Here is a 17,974-nt window from a genome sequence, read left to right on the forward strand (position 1 = left end):
AATAGTTAGTCTTAAAGAATTTTTAGAAAGTAAAAAGTTGTCCAAAGTTTTGGAACACCTCAAGCAACCAACATATGATTATCTTTAATAATTCTTTCTATATCTATTTGTTGTAAAAGTTTCTTTTGGTCTATTTCTTGGGCAATAATATCTAATAAATCTTTATTATTTGCAACAATATTATAAGCTTGTTGAAATAATTTATTCAAATCTACTTTATTTAATTGATTATTTTCCATTAAAAGTTTTTCTATAAATTGAAAATCATCATCAATTCCTGAAAATATTTTTTCTTTTGGAATTTTGCCTTGATTAGCTAAATACTGTTGCGCAGCTGCACCTCCAAAAGCTTGTAAAACTAATCTTTGCCAACCTTGATTTAATTTTGGATGCCTAACAACTGTTTGTCCAAAAAAAAACATCGAATCAGCGGTCAAATCAGTAGTTGTTTCTTGAATATAAATTTTGGCAACCGAACATAATGCAAAAGGAAATTGCAAAACTATTAAGGCATGTCCTGCTTCATGATAAGCTGTTAGTTGACTAGTAGTAAGGGGTGTTGGTGTTTGCATCATAGAAAAATGCAAAATATGAGAAAAATCAGGTTTTAGGATTTGTCCATTAGCACACCAAATTTCTTTAATAGTTTGTATATTGTCTTGTGTTGGCATATAATATTTAAAAATAGATCCACTTGGTAGAATCACTTGTGTAAGCAAACAAGAGTCTAAAAAACCTTCAATAATTATGCCATTTGGTTGGATTTCTCTTAAAAATTTTTTTTCTTCTTGTAAAATAGAACAATTAAACTTTTTATTTTGGTGCTCTTTGGCTTGTATGGCAATTTGCATCACTTTATTATCGCGGTGTTCTTTGCCTTCTTTCATTAACTGAGTTTCCAAAAGTTCAGGCATTAAAGGAATATATTTTTCATCCGTATAAATATTATAATGAGGTTTTGCAGAAGATAAATGGTGTTTTTTTTAATGACATATTGATAGAAGGTTTTGCAAAACAAGCCCCTACAGGAACAACATCACAAATAATATGGGTTGGGTTAGTATTTAAATCAATTGACAATTTTTTTGGCGAATCTATAAATTCTTTTATCCCAATTATTACAAAAATAATAATAGCAATGTTTGTCCAAAATAATTTTGGGATTTTAGAAATCATATTTAGTTTTTTATCTCCTTAAAATTAAAAAAGTTAAATTAAAATTTAACATGAAAAAATAACATAATAAAGTGATTAATGTTATTTGAAATAATAAAGTTTTTTGGATGATATAAAATAAAATCATATAGCAAATAATAAATAATGTGCTTTATTAATGGATGATAAATTTTATACTTGATAATTAGTTATCAAAATGATATACTACAAATAAACAAATATTAAAATTCTACATCATATATTATTATATTTTATAATATGGATTTAAGAATTATAAATTTGAATGCATTTGGGTGATTTATATATTTAATAAAACCACTTTAAAAAAATTTTATAACTAATTCCATCCTTAAAAATTTATTATTTTGTTTCATCCAATCCCAAATCACAACAACTGCCAAAAATTAACTAAAACGGATACAAAAAAATAACAATTTTTTTCAAAATTCACCCAATTCCACCCAAATAATTCCCAAAATAACGGTTTTTGGTTCCAAATTCCCAAAATAATGTATTTTTTTAACATTTATTATTAGCTTTTATTTTTTGTTTTGTTATAATTTAATCAGGCTTATAAAAAATAATTGATCATCAAAAAAAAGATGACTAGAATAAACGAACTAAAAAATAATTTAATTTTGCAAAATTGACCCAAGATAATACTTTATAACTTTGGTTGTGGTATTTTTCTGATTTATTTTTAGTAGTTATAAAAACAATATAACTAATTTATTAAACTTGCAAATGCAAAACAAAAAGGCAAGAGCAAGAAGGCAAAAAAACATACAAATGACTTTGCACACAAACAAGACTAACAAATCACATAAACCACATAACTCCAAAACCCCAACCAAACTCCCCCACCAAAAAATTATCTTACTCAATTATCATCCTTATTATTTTGAATTCCTTTATTCCATTTAATTTTATCCACCATTATAGCCTTGCAAATATTTTTTATATATCAGTTAACAAAATACTAAAATATAAAATTTAGTCAAAGGAAACAACTTTATATGAATAAAAAAGAAGAAATTTTGCAAATCAGTCGTCTTGATAAAGATGCTGTTGTCAAACATCTAAACACCGACGCTTGCGGACTTACTGACAAACAAGCCCAAGAAAGACAAACTCTCTACGGTAAAAATATTATCAAACAAGGCGAATCTTTTCCGTTTTGGCAACAATTCATCAAACAATTTACCTCGGTAATGGCTATTTTATTATGGATAGCAGCATTAATGATTTTTGTAATTAATCCCAAAGAAGCAGCCATCGGTATTTCTATTATTTTAGTTATCATTGTAAATGGTTTATTTTCTTTTTCCCAAGAATACAAAGCTGATAAAATGTTGTCTTCCTTAGGTAAAATGATTCCTAAAAAAGTTCAAGTTTACCGCAACAAAAAAATAGAATTAATGGATGTTATTGAACTTACCATTGGAGATGTCATCTTTTTAGAAACAGGAACCCAAGTTCCAGTAGATGCACGTATTATTCAATCTAATAGCTTTTTTGTTGACAACTCAATGTTATCAGGCGAAACCATTCCTTTAAACCGTACTGAAATGCCAAACCTCGAAGATAATCATTCAATTGCTGAAATGCCTAATTTAGTTTATGCAGGTACTACAGTTACTCAAGGTAGTTGTTTTGCAGTTGTTTATGCTATTGGAAATAACACCCAAATTGGAGAAGTTTCAAGCATTGCTCAAAGCATTGAAAAAGGCAAAAGCCTTCTAGACCAAGAAATGCACCACATTGTTAAAAAAGTAAGTATTATTGCTTCTTGTGCAGCTTTATTTGTCTTTATGATTTGTTTTTTCAAAGCAGAAAAATATAATATAGATTCTTTTAGAGCAGCAATTGTTTGTGCAGTTGGTATGTTAGTTGCAAACATTCCTGAAGGCTTACTTCCTACCGTTAATCTAAGTTTAGCAGTTGGTTCTCAAAGAATGGCTAAACAAAACGCTTTAGTTAAAAAAATCTCTTCCCTAGAAACCCTCAGTTCTACTACTGTTATTTGTACTGATAAAACAGGAACTCTAACTCAAAACCAACTTACAGTAAGAAAAATTGTAATTCCTGATGGCACTATCAAATTAAAAGGTTCTGGCTATAACGACGAACAAACATTTAGTGTTTGCCCAAACAATACTGCCTCCAAAAAGGGAATTGAAAAATTCTTAATTGCATCAGTTCTATGCTCTGAGGCTAAATTAGTTCCTACGCCAACTAAACCCCACCAATTTGAATTAATCGGTAATCCTACTGAAGGAGCTTTATTAATTGCTGCTAAAAAATACGGTTACAACATTGAAGAAGTAAAAAACAACTTAGAAATCATCCAATTAAACCCATTTACTTCCGAACGTAAAAAAATGAGTGTCTTAGTTAAAAACAACCAAGAACCTGCATATGACACCAATTCACAATATCTCTTTATTAAAGGAGCTTCTAATATTGTCCTTGAACAATGTCAAATGCAATACAAAGGTTCTCAAGTAAGTCCTTTTAGCCCTCATGAAAAAGAATCTTTCCTTAAACAAAACGACCAATTTGCAAGCCAAGGATACCGCGTTCTTGCTCTTGCTTACAAAAAAATGGAACAAAATCCTCCCCTAGAAGAAGATATGGTTTTCTTAGGTTTTGCAGTTAATTACGACCCACCAAGAGAAGAAGTTAAAGAAGCAGTTAAAAACTTAACTCAAGCAGGACTAAAAATTACTATTATTACAGGAGATTACAGTCTTACTGCTGCTGCCATTGGTAAACAAGTAGGAATCATCCAAGACAAGTTCGTTGGTTTAGACGGCTGTGACCTTGACAAAATGTCTTTAGAACAATTACAAGAAGTCCTCAAAAGCCCTCATCCAGTTGTCTTTTCACGCACTACTCCCAAACATAAATTAAAAATTGTTCAAGCATACCGCAACAATGGAGAAGTAGTAGGAGTTACTGGCGACGGAGTTAATGACATTTTAGCCCTTAAAGCAGCTCACATAGGAATTGCTATGGGAAAAGCAGGCACTGATGTTGCTCGTAATGCTGCTGATATGATTTTATTAGATGATAATTTTGCAACTATTTCCAAAGCTGTTTTAGAAGGACGTTGTATTTATGAAAACATCAAAAAATTCATGACTTATGTCTTTGCTTCTAATATCCCTCAAATCTTTCCTTTCATCGCTATTGCTTTTTTAGGAGTTACAGAACCTTACTTATATGTTTTACAAATTTTAGCAATTGATCTTTTAACTGACTTAATTCCTGCTATTGCTCTAGGAGCTGAAGAAACTGACCCAAGTTTATTAGTCCAAAAACCACGTACTAAAAACGACCATCTAATGGACACTAAAGTATTAAAACGTAGTTATGGCTTTTTAGGAATAGTTGAAGGTTTAATGTCTTTAGCATTTTTTTGTGCAGTTTACAATTTTAATACAAAAGACAATTTCTTCCTAGCTTCTACTATGGCATTTGGAGCTGTTATCTTTGCTCAAGTAGGAAACGCATTTGCTTGTCGTTCTAACAAACTTTACTTTTGGCAAACTATCAAAAAACCTAATAAAATATTGTACTATGGTATTATAATTGAAGTATTATTCTTTGTATTAATTACTAAATTTAGTTCTTTAAGTGATATATTCCATACTAAGGATATTAATATATCTCATTATTTATGTTTATTATTATGTCCTTTAGTTATGTTATTATTTGATACTATCTGGAAAAAAGTATTTGCATTTAAGAACCAAAAACAATCAAAAATAAACTAATACTTACAATTAAATAATTTATAAAAGACCTCTTTTTTAGAGGTCTTTTTTTGTTTATTAATATAATTATTAAGTCTCCTAAACTCATAAAACTACTTTTTTAACTATTATTGAGCGTTCTTTACGCAAAAAAAAAAAAAAGAGTAAAATAAAAGTAAGGGAAATGTTTTTTGTTCCCTATAAAACTAAAAGGAAATGATAAAGGAGACAAAAAATATGCAACAACCACAAAAAGACAATAAAAATTTTATTGTACTTACAATAGCATTTACAGTATTAATGTTAGGATTAATTTTAGGTGTTTGTTGGGTTTTAAAATCTAAACAAGAACCAACAAAAGAAGAAACATTTAAACCGCCCACACAAACTTACAAACCTAATTATAGTAATAACGAAGGAACTTATACAGGAAGTCAAGTCAATCAAAATCCTTACTTGCCTTCTCAAACATTTACAACCACATCACAACCACAAACAACAAACTCTCAACCAACTCAAACCCAAACTCCACAAGGAAAACTAATCAAAAAACAAGAATATAAATCCAATGGCACAAAAACTGATTATTGTACCTACGAATACAACTCCAAAGGACAATCAACCAAAAAAAATTATGATTTTGATGGCACAAAAGATAATTACATCACCTACGAATACAATGAACTGTTCCGTTTTTTTAGACACTTTTTTATTTCAAAATTACTCTTTAAGACTTAAAATTAAATAGATAATTTCATATCTTTTCAAACTAACAAAGTAATTTCATTACACTTAAAAAGTGTCTAAAAAAATGGAACACCTCACTAAATTTAAGTTAAGTTGAAGTGTGGGAAAATAAATCAATATACTAAAAACAAGATATTAAGATAAAAAGAGACTTTTTAAGTCTCTTTTTTTGTTTATTTAGTTCTAAAAAGACAAAAAATATTGTAATTTATATACAATACTGTATTTATCTTTAAAACTTTTGATATCTATTATTACAAAAATATTGTAATTTATATACAATACTGTATTTATCTTTAAAACTTTTGATATCTATTATTACAAAAACTATAATGCAAATAAAAGTCCATATTAAAAATATTGCTATTTTGGCATTAGTAATGTTTAGTATTTTATTTGGAAAAATATTATTTTTGGGAAATGTAATAAAAGGAAATTGACTTTTGTGTAGATGATAAATATCTTGTTGAGAGCAAATATTAATTAGATTTCCTTGAGAATCAAAGGCAAACCAATTATTATAATAAAGGCTTTCTTCTAAGTTAAAATAATTTTCTACAAAAGTACTATCTATTGTAATTACTTGGCTGTTTGGGTTATCTAGTAATGCTAAATGGCTTTGAAAAATATGAGGCGCTAAGGCTTTATCAGAGATGTTATTATGATTACTAATTAAATATATTTTTTCTCCTAATAAAAGTTTTTTATCAGGAACAAAGGTACAAACAGGATAATTTGTTCTAGATTCAAAAGTTATGTAGCTAAAAGGATTATTATGGGTGGCTATGGTTTTGTATTTTCCTTTTTCATCTTGTAAGCCAAAAGGTGTTTGGATAGTTATTTTAACGTTTTCATTACAAACATTTTGGAAAGCATCTAAGAGATAAGAAGTGTCTAGGTTTGTTCTATTTTTTTGTAAAATGACAGTATATATAAAAGTATTATCGGAATTATTTACAGTTTTTTTGTCAATAATAACTCCTAAGTTGATATTTTGGGAATTGTAATAATCTTGGCATAAAACTATAGTTTTTAACATATCTTCTTTAATTATTTGTTCTTTGTTATCAAAAAGATTATAAAAAGTATTTGGTTTTGTGGGGCTTTGGAAGGTGGTTTTTGCCAATTTGATATTAGTTTCTAAAATCTTTTTTTGGTTTTCTAAAATGTTGTTATAAGAAAAAGTTTGTTTAGTAAATGATAAAAACATTTTATCTATGTCAATTTTAGGGATTTGAATTGTTTCTTCATAACTTTTTTTATTGTTATAATCAAAAATTTGAATTTGTAAAGAGATACTAAATTGATTAGTATTTGCTAAACTAATTTCTAATTGCTTGTATTTGTGAGTATCAAAATTAACTAATTGTATTGTTTCTAAACCATGACAATTTATTGTAAGTAGAGTTTCTTGGTTGTCTTTATTTTGAAAAATTATTTTTTGTTCGGGCTGTTCTTTTATATAAGTATGGAGGTCTTCTAAAAAGATGTTGGTTTGGATGTGGGGCTTTTGTTCGTTTAGTTTTTCATTTTGTAAGATGTTAAGTTCGTTTGCAATATGATTTGTATTAGTGTTAGTCGTTTGGAATGCAATATTATTTGGGTTGTTATTTGCTATGTTTTCTTTTTTGGATTTGAGTAAAGTATAGAATTGTTGTTTGATGTAGTTAATGTTAATTGATTGAGAAATGCGCAAAATTTTATGATAACTCCTATTTATGCCTATTAATTTTCCTTCAGCATTAAAAAGAGGTCCTCCGCTATTGCCTGAATCTAGGGTCATATCAGAGTTAATTTCTTTTTCATTGAGAAAAGAAATAACTCCTGTTTTAAATAAATTTTGTCTAAATTGAGGTCTTTGGTGAGGCATTAGGTTAAAATACCATTGTTCCCATTTTAGTTTTGTTGGTTTTTGGAATTGGTTAGTTTGTAAGCCTTTTTGGCAACCTAATACCCAAACTTGTTCTCCTTGATGGATAGGTATTTGTATATCTTTATCAAAATTAATGTATTTGGCAAGAACTTCATCTAATTTTTTAGTAGTATCGGAGTTAGGAATAGTAAAAGTTATGATAGCTATATCGTCGTATTCACGATTGTTATTAATAAAAGCATATAGTTTTGCTTGCTTGTTTAATCCTTGATTGTTTTTGATTGTTATTTGTTTTTGGTGATTTGATGTATGATAAAAACTTTCAATTACATGACGATTAGTTAGTGCATAATATATGGTGTGGTTATTTATTTGTTCTTTGTAAACAATTATTCCTGTTCCTAGGCTATAACCAGTATTGATAAATAAAGTAATTAAATTGATGTCTTTTAGTATTTGATTGTTGGGCGGTTCTTTTTCCTTTGTCTTTGTCTTTGTTTCTGTATCTTTATCTAATATATTATTTATATTATTGGGGTTGATAATTGCATTGATAAGTTTTATTATTGAAGGTTCGTCATTTATTATAGGTTTATTAAAATTTATGGAAGGAATCGCTTTAATATATTTAATTCCTTTTTCTTTTTTTATTTCAGGAGTTATTAAAAAACCAATTAAATTGCCTTTTTCAGTCCAAAACATAGTTTGTTTATTGTTGGAATTACAACGACTAGAAATAGCAATAAATATTTCATCTAATTCATTGTTAACTTCAATATCTTCACTTATATGACTTTGTTGAAAGGCAATTGCTTGTGGTATAGTTGTAGAAAAAGAATGAATTGGTTGTCCTTGGTGATATTTGTTTTGTCTTTGTAAAGGAGTAATTATATATTTTTTATGAGATTTAAAAGTGATAATATCAAAATCTTTTAATAAGGGAGTAAAAATATTATATTTAGTTAATACTTGATTTTGAATAGTGCCCCGTTCTTCTCCTTGGGGATTTGATAATTTTATAATGTTGTTTGGTTGTATGATATTTTTAGGAGTAAGAGCAAAATATATTTTTTGTTCTGAATTGTTAATTGATGGTGTTTTTTCATTTTCATGGTCACTATTGTTTGTGATTTTGAAACTATAAAAAATAATTCCCAAAGCAGTTTTATCATTTGTATGTATTTGCCAAATTTGGTCTTTGTTGGTTTGTATTTGATTAGTATTTTTAATTTGTTCTTCCTTAATATCTTTTTTAATGTTTTCTTTTAAAATGTCTTTTTCTTGTTCCAAAGCTTTAATAGTTTGTTTAATAGTTTTAGTTTGGTTATTTTCATGTAGTTTATCAAAATATAAGGAATTATTCATAAATTGACTAGTATAAGAGTAATTTTGTAATTGAATAAAACTTAGCCAAAAAAGAATAGATATGTTAAAAAATAAGATAAATTTACGATAAAAATTAATTCTTTTCATAAAACTTTTTTCTAATTATGAGCTATGTTAAATAAAATATAAATAAAAGTATTTTTTTTCTTTTGGGATTTATTTAAAATGTAAAACACCCTTCATTATTATTTTACCCTAAAATTTATTTATTAGTTTGTAAAAAAAATAGCAATAATGTATTGACAGTGCCAAAAATTTTTGTTAAAATAAAATTGAGCTTAAAGGATTAAATGTTTTATACATATTATAAAAAATAAAATAAACATAAGAGATTATCAAAAAAGACAGTAAAGATTTATATTTTCATCTAAAATCGCTTTAAGTTCAAATGAACAAATTATAGAAAATCGTTTTTTCATTTTTTAAGTTAGAAAGAAGAAAAAAGGAGTGATAAAAATGCTATTTAGTTTAATTAATCAAAATCAAGATTTATTAGAAAATTTATTTGAAGATTTTAAAACAAATTCTTTAACTAACAACAACAATATTATGAAAACTGATATTCAAGAACAAGATAATCAATACCTTATTACTATTGAATTACCAGGTTTTAAAAAAGAAGATGTTAAAGTTGCTTTGGAAGAAGGTTATTTAGTAGTTGAGGCTAAAAATTCTAAAAAAAATGAAATTAAAGAAGCTAATTTTATACGTAAAGAAAGATTTCAAGGATTTTTGAGACGTAGTTTTTATTTAGGTGATGATTTTCTTTTAGAAGATATTAAAGGTTCTTTGGAACAAGGTTTATTAAAATTAAGTGTTCCTAAAAAAGAAGTTAAACCCAAAGAAAAACATTATATAAAATTAAATTAAGATATAATAAAAACAAGTTAAGTAATTAACTTGTTTTTATTATATATATGATTAATATTATTAAAAGAAATAACCTCTTATTTATAAGAGGTTATTGTGAAATGCTTCAATTATGAAAATAATCATTGGTAGTTGTGAGGTGTTCCATTTTTTTAGACACTTTTTAAGTGTAATGAAATTACTTTGTTAGTTTGAAAAGATATGAAATTATCTATTTAATTTTAAGTCTTAAAGAGTAATTTTGAAATAAAAAAGTGTCTAAAAAAACGGAACAGTTCAGATGTTTAACCACTCTTGTTTAAGGGTTTCGGTATCAGCTAGTTTTATAGGTGATTTGGTTTGTTGATGGAAAAAGGAACGCCCGAGGGTTTTACTTGGAGATTGTTTGTGCTGTTTGATTCTCTTCCCTGTTTGGGGGTCGTACTCTACTTTGGACTTGATTGTACCGTTGGGGTGATATGAGATTTGCGCGGCGAAGGTTAAAGGAATAAAACTTAAAAGACCACACACCACCATCATAATGAGCTTCCTAATTTTGAGTTTTTTTAACATAATCGCGAATTCCTAATTGTATATATTTTTAATTTCGTTATTATATTCGCCGATGGGTTTTTTGGTGTTGGTTTTTAAAATCCGTCTAGCTGCATGGTATTTTTTCGCATTTCTAAAAGCCCATTTGCATGTTTTATCCCCTCCTACATTCATGTTTTTCTTACTTTGTTTTTCATTTTGCATCTGCTCAATTACCTAAATAGTTTGGTAGCTTAAATATTTATTCTATACTGGGACGAATTATTTTGACGAATAAGCCTTTTCTAAAATATGTTTTTTAAGCCATTTAATGCCGCTATATTTTTTTCTTTTGATATAATATTAATATAAAATACATATTATTAGAATAATAATATAATGCATGCAAATTTAATTTATTATTTAAAATACGTAATATATTTGACAGTAAGCTAACTTATTTCAAACAATTTTAACTTTTTCATGTATTAAATTAACTGAAATGCATTATTGAAATGCAAATATGAATTAAATCAAACTGCAAAAAAAATCACAAAAAAAGCCAAAGAAGCAAAAGGAGTTTTTAATGCCAGCCTTATTTCCCAAAAAAATTAAAGTTATTTATGATGGTCTCTTGCAAGGTCAAGTTTATGAAATGGCTCAAAGTCTAGACTTTTCCTTTCAACATATCCAAGATGCCCTTTCCAAATTAACCGATGAAAACGTTTTTTTACTTACTCGCAGTGTGAAATTTGGACAAGTATCTGATGATGCCAAAACTTTTTTAGACAAAAACGCTACCAAAGTAATAGGTGTTGCTGTGTCTGGCAATAAAAATTGGGGCAAAAACTATGGCAAAGCAGGCGACACCATCGCTTCTACTTACAATGTGCCTTTGGTTCTCAAATTCGAAGGTTCGGGCATGCCAGAAGAAAGAACTTTTTTAAAAAAATGGCTTGCTTGCTATTGTAACGACCAAAAATTGCCTTCTTATCAATCCCAAACGCAAGCACAACTTCAAACACTCACCCCAAAAAAAACCGTCTTGCCACCTTGGATTACACTCAACAATCAAATTATTGACGAACAAGGAAACATCAAAGACCTCAATAAAGATAAAGAAGCTTTACAAAGTTTTTTGCAAGAAGGAGTTTTGCCCAAACTAAAACGTTTTGCCACTTTGCAAGAAAAATTAACTTTTTTACAAGAAAACGAATATTATGAAAGTGCTTTTTTGCAAAAATACACCCACTCGCAAATTAAAGAAATCTACCAAATTGCCTACCAAAAAAATTTCACTTTCCCAACTTTTATGGGAGCTTTCAAATTTTACCACGATTACGCCCTTAAAACTCGTGACAAACAACACTATTTAGAAACCTACGAAGACCGCTTGTCAGTAAACGCCCTTTATCATGCCAAAGGTGACTTTGAAATTGCCAAACGCCTCATTGTATCCTTAATCAACCAAGACTTTACTCCTGCAACTCCCACTTTGCTCAACACAGGCAAAAAACATCGTGGCGAATTTGTCTCTTGCTTTTTGTTAGAAGCTGGTGACTCTTTAAACGACATTGCTCGCATTAATGAATTTTCGATGCAACTTTCCAAAATTGGCGGTGGCGTTTCGATTAACATCACTAATTTGCGTGCCAAAGGTGAATCTATCAAAGGCATCAAAGGCGTGTGTAAAGGTGTTGTAGGTGTGTGCAAATTATTAGACCACAGTTTCCGTTATGCTGATCAAATGGGACAACGTACAGGTGCTGGCGCTGTTTATTTGAACGTTTTTCACTCCGATATCATTGATTTTTTAAGTACGAAAAAATTAAGCGCTGACGAGGATGTTCGTGTCAAAACTTTATCTTTGGGCGTTGTAGTTCCTAATAAAATGATTGAACTTGCCCGCAACAACGAAGTTATGTATACCTTTTCCCCGCACACTGTTTTCTTAGAATACGGCAAAAATTTTGCTGACATCGCAGTTGATATGGACTATTGGTACGATATTTTAGTTGCCAATCCCAAAGTGCAAAAAAAAGCCATCAATCCACGCCAACTCTTAGAACTTATTGCCCACATGCAAGGCGAATCAGGCTATCCTTACTTAATGTTTTGCGACAACACCAATCAAGCAAACACTTCCGATCTGAAAGTCAAGTTTTCTAATTTATGTACTGAAATCCTCCAACCCACTATCACTTCACATTACAAAGATTACCATCAAACCCAACAAGACGAAATTGGTATGGACGTTTCATGCAATCTAGCATCAGGACACATGGGAAACATGATTACTAACAATACCATTCAAGAAACTGTTTTTATGGCGATGGAAGTAATGAACTGTGTTTCTGAAAACACTAACATTAGTTATGTGCCAGCTGTTGCCAAAGCTAATTTTCTTAACCGCAGTGTAGGTTTTGGAATTATGGGTCATCACGGTTTTTTAGCTCAAAATTACATTGCTTTTGGAAGTGAAGAAAACAAAGATTTAATTGATGTTTTTTTCAATGCCGTTAATTTTTACAGCCTTCTTCATTCTTGCAATAAAGCTAAAACCACAGGTAAAAAGTTTTATCGTTTTGAACAATCCAAATACGCTGATGGTAGTTATTTTGACAATCGCGGTGAAATTTTACCCAAAACTGCCAAAATCAAAAAAATGTTCCAAAACATCACCTTGCCCACGCAAAACGATTGGCACCAACTCAAACAAGATGTTATGCAATTTGGGCTCTACAATTCTCATCGCCTCGCAGTGGCTCCAAACGGCTCAATTGGATACATTATGGGAGCAACTCCTTCTTTGACTCCTGTAAAACAATTAGTAGAGGAACGCACCTATGGCAACTCCAAAACTTACTGTCCAATGCCTGCCTTAAAACAAACTTCCTTTATGTACACCACTGCTTATAAAATGAACAAATACGACCTCATTGATGTTATTGCCATTGCCCAAAAGCACGTTGATCAAGGTATTTCGTTTGAACTTGGTATTACATCTGATATTACTACGCGTGAATTACAAAAATACTATCTTTATGCTCATCATAAAAAGATAAAAACCCTTTATTACACACGAACCCAAAAGCTAAAAATTGATGAATGTGAGGCTTGTGGTGTTTAAAAACACCCTATAAAACCGAATAAAAAATAATTAATGGAATAAAACTTTCATTAATACACTATATTTATAAATCTCAGGCAATTTTGATTGCTTCTCGTACTTGGTTTTTTGTAATTTTGTTTTTGCTAAAATAAGGCTATCAAATGGATAGTCTTTTTTTATTCTTAACAACGATTATTTCTTGCCTCAACCCCTTTTATATCAAAATAAATACCTTCATTATTTTCCAAAAATATAAATACTAACTTATCAAAATGCAAATCAACCCCAATCAATCCTTTATTATTTTCCAAATTACAATCCCAAATCACAACCCTTTCAATTTTATCCCAATTAATTTATACTGAAAAATTCAAAAACCCTAAAAGAAAAAAGGAGTAAATCAATGAAAACTAAAAATTCCCAACCCCACCCAACTTCTAAAAGCCCTTTTCAAGGAGCTAACTGGAATGTGTTAGAAGACAAATATACCCATTTTTTTTATGAACAAAATTTAAGCCAATTTTGGCGTCCTGAAGATATCAGTTTGCAAGGTGATCTTGCTGCTTGGAGTGAACTTACCTTAGAAGAAAAAACTGCTTATTCCCGCAATCTTTTAGTTCTTACTTTTTTAGATACTTATCAAGGTGATTTGGGTATGCCTGTTATTGCTCGTTCGTTAGAAGAACATGAACACCAAAAAAAAGCTACCCTTAATTTTATGGGAGCTATGGAAAATGCAGTACATGCTAAAAGTTATTCTAATATTTTTATGAGCTATTTAACTAACAAAGAAATTAATCAACTTTTTTTGTGGGGCACCCAGCAAACAAGCCTTCAAACTATGATGCAAGTAATTGTAAAAGTTTATGAGGCTTTGGAAGACCAAATTTATTTGAAAAAACAATCCTCCTTACAATTTAGTGAATTGGAATTTAAAAAAACTCAGTGGCAAGCTATGGCAGTATCGGTTTTTTTAGAAACTTGGTTGTTTTACAGTGGTTTTTACTATTCTTTATATTTTTATGGTCAAGGTAAATTGATGCAATCAGGAGAAATTATTAATTTAATTATTCGTGATGAAAGTATTCATGGTGTTTATGTGGGGCGTCTTGCAACTGAAATTTATCAACTGTTTGATAAGCCTGCCCAACAAACTTTAAAAACATGGTTAGATGATTTGATGCAACAACTCTATCAAGCCCAAACTTCCTTAGTTCATGCCATTTATCATAAACTAAATTTAGAAGATGATGTTAATAAATTTGTGCGTTATAATGCCAATAAAGCTTTAATGAATTTGGGATTTGATGCTTTTTTTCCATCCGAAAATGTAAATCCTGTTATCATTAATGGACTTAATACTGAGACTAAAACTATGGATAACTTTTCTATGAAGGGAAACGGTTATCAAAAAATGCGCTCTGAGGCGTTGCAAGATGAAGATTTTTATTTTTAAGACACAATCAACAATAAAAAAAAAGACTAGTTTTTAAACTAGCTTTTTTTGTTTTAAAAAACATTTAGTTTTATCATAATTCCTTTCTTTTTATACTAAAATAAGTATTTTTGTGTTGCAAACTTGCTTTTTAGTGGTAAAATAAAATTAATTCATTGGCGTTTTTTTGGGAAGAAAAAAACATATCAATGAGGGAAAGATTAAAAAGGAAGTTATAAAACATGTTACAAGAAAATAAAACATGCGAATGTAATAAATAATTTGCTGTTTTTTTTGTTTCTTGCGTGTTTTATAATTTTGCAATTTATCATTTCTAACAAAAAATTAATTCATAATTTATTATATTTATTGTTATAAATATTTATCATTATTCTTATCCTTTATTTTGTTGCACTAATCTATCCCAAAGAAAATAACTTATTTTATTCCAAATATATAACTTTCAAATCAAACCCAAACCTAAATCATTTTCGCCATAAATTTATTTTAGAAAATAAACAACTTATAAATTCTAAAAAAGAGGTATTTAATATGGGCTTTTTTGAATACTTAATTAATCCTTCTAAAAGAGTAAAAAAAATATTAAAACCACGTAATCCTGATGACGATATTACTTTTTTAGTACAAGAAAAAATTGAAGAAATTAAAAATCAAAAAAAATTACCAATTAAGTAAAAAAATCAAATTAGGAACTCATAATACTGTTTTTATTAAATTTTTTATTTTATCATGTGTTTTTGTATTTGGTGGCTTATCTGCTTATCTTTTTTTCAAAAACGAATCTAATATTTATAAATATTTAGAATTTATTAAATCTTTAAAATTAAAAATTTATATTATTGATATCTCTGCATTTTGTCAACTTGATATTGATGATTTATTAAAAGTAAATAATATAGATGCTAAAATAAAACTTTATTTTGGTATCTTAGTGTTGCCCTGAGGTTTGATTTTTAGCAATTTCATCATTTCTTATAGGCATTGGGATTTATCTTTTCAATCCTTTATTAAAATTTGGGATTTCATTATTTGCTTTAGTTTCAGGTTTTATTTTTATAGGTTTTGTCCCTACTCTCTTGGAATTAAATAATGATCCTTTTTTAAAATCTTTGTCTTTGGTTTTGATAATAATCCCTATTATAGCAACTTCCTTAATTGTTGCTTTTGCCACTTATTTATATAATATTAAAAAAACTCAATTTAGTCCTCAATTTCGTTTGCAAACCAAAATCCTTTTTATGATTTCTTTTTTTGGTACAATATTATTAGCTTTATTTGGTTTGGGTATCAATTTACAAAATCCATGGACTATTTTTGCTTCTTTATTGTGGTCTTTTTTTAATTTAATTATAGGTATTTTAATGTGGACTATTACTTTAGAAAATCTCGATCTTTTTGTAAAAGAACAAATTCCTAAAAAATATGAATGGTTTATTATATGTCTTTTGTTTGGTAGTTTTTTTCAAATTTTTCTTTCTGTTTTTAAAATTTTAACATGCTTTGCATTGTTATTTAAAGAAAAATAACTTTTGGCACTAAAATTAAATATTTTATATTATTAAATATTTATATAAATACACTATAAACATGATATAACAAAAATAATTCATCACGATAATGTATAAAGAAATTATGGACGATTATATTATGTGTTGTGAACTAGATAATTATTTGATTGATTTATATATTTTTATAAATTCAATAAAATGGTGGTGGTTTATATGAAAGTAATCAATCTTTTTTAATTAATATTTTAATTATGCTAAATATAAAATACATAATAAAATAAAATTTAAAAAGAGGTTATATTGTTTTTATTAAAAAAACTTTATTTTAAGAAATTACAATTATTTAGTTTTTTATTTTTAATATTATTTTATTCATTTACAAGTTCTAAAGTTATGGCTTTTAATCCTGATGATTATGAACCAGATTATTCTCAAAAACATAATGTACTTGATTGGCGTCATTCCGATGGGCATACTTTTTCAGATAATGCTAGAGTTTTTTATGGTCTTTCAGAAATCAAACCCATTCCTTGTCATTCATATAAAGAATTTGTAAATGCAAATCATTTAATAAAAAATACTGCTTTAATAGCAAGTAATTTTGTCCCAATTCCTGGTTTTAAAAAAGTAGTTAGCTTTGGGTTTGATGCTAAAGAGGATTTTTTGCCAAGTTCTAAAATTGCTATGTTTAACGATGTGCTAGATTATCATTTGAATTCAAATGTAGAACAAGGTTTTTTCTTTTTTGATCTTTCTCAATTAGACGAAATTAAACAAGTAAAACTTACTTTTTGTGATTGTCCTACAGATTCTACCCTTTTAGAAATAGCTAAAGATTTTTTTGAAGGAATAATAGATAACAATTTCGAAGTAACCCCTCAACAAATGGAGAAATTTGGCAAAGATATTGTTAAAACATTGCCACATTCTATAAAAACAGAAATAGTTAAAAAAAGAATTAAAGAATATATTAAGAAAAAGATTAATCAAAAAGTAAGACATGCTATTGCTAAAACAGCTTTGAAAAAAAGTACTAAAAAAGCAGTAGATAGTTTTTGGGGCAAAGTATTTTTTCCTGAGGTTTTTGAAGCAGCTGAGGCAGCAGAAAGAAAATACGAATCTTATGCGTATATAAATAAAAAAATTATTTTTGATATAACAAATAATTATTATAAAAAAACAATTGGATTTTCAGTTCATTTTCCTTCTGAAGATGTTATAGAAGTTTATGAATTATTTTTAGATAATAACAAAAGATCTTATAGGTTAGTCCAAAAAAGTGAAATTTCTAATTCTTCGCATGTTTTAATTAATATTTTACAACCTAAACACGGGTTCGGTCCTCAATATTTAAATCTTTATTGTGGTAAAAGAATAAACTAAAATTATAAGGAGGATTGATAAATATGAAGTTCTTAGATTTCATTTTTGATAATCCTGAGTATTTTAATAAATTGTTAAAAAAATCTCATAATCATAAAAATCAAAAAATAAATAAATGAATGCAAAAACATGTTTCTAATAAAACTGATAAAATAGTTTCTTATAAGATGGTTTTTATAAATTTTTTATCCTTAA

15 protein-coding genes are annotated in these 17,974 nt (G+C 28.0%); 9 read left to right on the forward strand and 6 right to left on the reverse strand.

From position 1 onward, the window contains the following. Positions 1 to 59 precede the first annotated feature (59 nt). Positions 60 to 914, reverse strand: coding sequence for a hypothetical protein (locus JAHGCCOI_RS00280; RefSeq protein ID WP_479492082.1), 855 nt, complete (start codon positions 912 to 914; stop codon positions 60 to 62). Positions 915 to 945: 31 nt separating this feature from the next. Further along, positions 946 to 1,176, reverse strand: coding sequence for a hypothetical protein (locus JAHGCCOI_RS00285; RefSeq protein ID WP_479492083.1), 231 nt, complete (start codon positions 1,174 to 1,176; stop codon positions 946 to 948). Positions 1,177 to 2,192: 1,016 nt separating this feature from the next. Here JAHGCCOI_RS00285 and JAHGCCOI_RS00290 point away from each other — a divergent pair. Both JAHGCCOI_RS00290 and JAHGCCOI_RS00295 read left to right on the forward strand, forming a co-directional pair. Then, a complete protein-coding gene (locus JAHGCCOI_RS00290) occupies positions 2,193 to 4,955 on the forward strand; it encodes a cation-translocating P-type ATPase (RefSeq protein WP_479492084.1) in 2,763 nt (920 codons plus the stop codon). Between the two features lie 216 nt (positions 4,956 to 5,171). Further along, a complete protein-coding gene (locus JAHGCCOI_RS00295; RefSeq protein WP_479492085.1) occupies positions 5,172 to 5,672 on the forward strand; it encodes a hypothetical protein in 501 nt (166 codons plus the stop codon). Positions 5,673 to 5,913: 241 nt separating this feature from the next. Here JAHGCCOI_RS00295 and JAHGCCOI_RS00300 read toward each other — a convergent pair whose 3' ends face one another. Then, the gene (locus JAHGCCOI_RS00300) at positions 5,914 to 8,919 is read right to left on the reverse strand and encodes a S1 family peptidase (RefSeq protein ID WP_479492086.1); all 3,006 of its coding nucleotides are present in this window, start codon (positions 8,917 to 8,919) and stop codon (positions 5,914 to 5,916) included. A 477-nt stretch (positions 8,920 to 9,396) separates the two neighbouring features. Here JAHGCCOI_RS00300 and JAHGCCOI_RS00305 point away from each other — a divergent pair, with 477 nt between their 5' ends. Beyond that, positions 9,397 to 9,810: an Hsp20/alpha crystallin family protein gene (locus JAHGCCOI_RS00305; protein WP_212775592.1), complete on the forward strand. Its 414-nt coding sequence runs from the start codon at positions 9,397 to 9,399 to the stop codon at positions 9,808 to 9,810. Between the two features lie 276 nt (positions 9,811 to 10,086). Here the strand turns inward: JAHGCCOI_RS00305 and JAHGCCOI_RS00310 are convergent, their stop codons facing one another. Next, on the reverse strand, positions 10,087 to 10,362 hold the full coding sequence (locus tag JAHGCCOI_RS00310; RefSeq protein WP_479492087.1) for a DUF2963 domain-containing protein: 276 nt from the start codon (positions 10,360 to 10,362) through the stop codon (positions 10,087 to 10,089). 12 nt (positions 10,363 to 10,374) lie between these two features. Continuing rightward, positions 10,375 to 10,545: a hypothetical protein gene (locus JAHGCCOI_RS00315; protein ID WP_227807181.1), complete on the reverse strand. Its 171-nt coding sequence runs from the start codon at positions 10,543 to 10,545 to the stop codon at positions 10,375 to 10,377. A 361-nt stretch (positions 10,546 to 10,906) separates the two neighbouring features. On the opposite strand from JAHGCCOI_RS00315, the gene nrdE reads away from it, so the two are divergent. The 4 genes from nrdE (at position 10,907) to JAHGCCOI_RS00335 (ending at position 15,831) form a co-directional block, all read left to right on the forward strand. Then, entirely contained in the window at positions 10,907 to 13,450 is a 2,544-nt protein-coding gene (nrdE, locus tag JAHGCCOI_RS00320) for a class 1b ribonucleoside-diphosphate reductase subunit alpha (RefSeq protein ID WP_227807183.1), read from the forward strand. Between the two features lie 385 nt (positions 13,451 to 13,835). Further along, the gene (gene nrdF, locus JAHGCCOI_RS00325) at positions 13,836 to 14,888 is read left to right on the forward strand and encodes a class 1b ribonucleoside-diphosphate reductase subunit beta (protein ID WP_479492088.1); all 1,053 of its coding nucleotides are present in this window, start codon (positions 13,836 to 13,838) and stop codon (positions 14,886 to 14,888) included. A 531-nt stretch (positions 14,889 to 15,419) separates the two neighbouring features. After that, positions 15,420 to 15,563, forward strand: a complete 144-nt coding sequence (locus JAHGCCOI_RS00330; protein ID WP_156956343.1) for a hypothetical protein — start codon at positions 15,420 to 15,422, stop codon at positions 15,561 to 15,563. Continuing rightward, on the forward strand, positions 15,523 to 15,831 hold the full coding sequence (locus JAHGCCOI_RS00335; protein ID WP_227807186.1) for a hypothetical protein: 309 nt from the start codon (positions 15,523 to 15,525) through the stop codon (positions 15,829 to 15,831). Before JAHGCCOI_RS00330 ends, JAHGCCOI_RS00335 begins: the two co-directional genes overlap by 41 nt. 45 nt (positions 15,832 to 15,876) lie before the next feature. On the opposite strand, the gene JAHGCCOI_RS00340 is transcribed toward JAHGCCOI_RS00335, so the two are convergent. After that, entirely contained in the window at positions 15,877 to 16,059 is a 183-nt protein-coding gene (locus tag JAHGCCOI_RS00340; protein ID WP_130427320.1) for a hypothetical protein, read from the reverse strand. A gap of 46 nt (positions 16,060 to 16,105) precedes the next feature. Between JAHGCCOI_RS00340 and JAHGCCOI_RS00345 the strand changes: the two genes are divergently transcribed. After that, the gene (locus JAHGCCOI_RS00345) at positions 16,106 to 16,414 is read left to right on the forward strand and encodes a hypothetical protein (RefSeq protein ID WP_479492089.1); all 309 of its coding nucleotides are present in this window, start codon (positions 16,106 to 16,108) and stop codon (positions 16,412 to 16,414) included. 375 nt (positions 16,415 to 16,789) lie between these two features. Continuing rightward, entirely contained in the window at positions 16,790 to 17,779 is a 990-nt protein-coding gene (locus JAHGCCOI_RS00350) for a hypothetical protein (protein ID WP_479492090.1), read from the forward strand. The last annotated feature ends 195 nt before the right edge of the window (positions 17,780 to 17,974 follow it).

The organism is Mulberry dwarf phytoplasma, assembly GCF_056504655.1.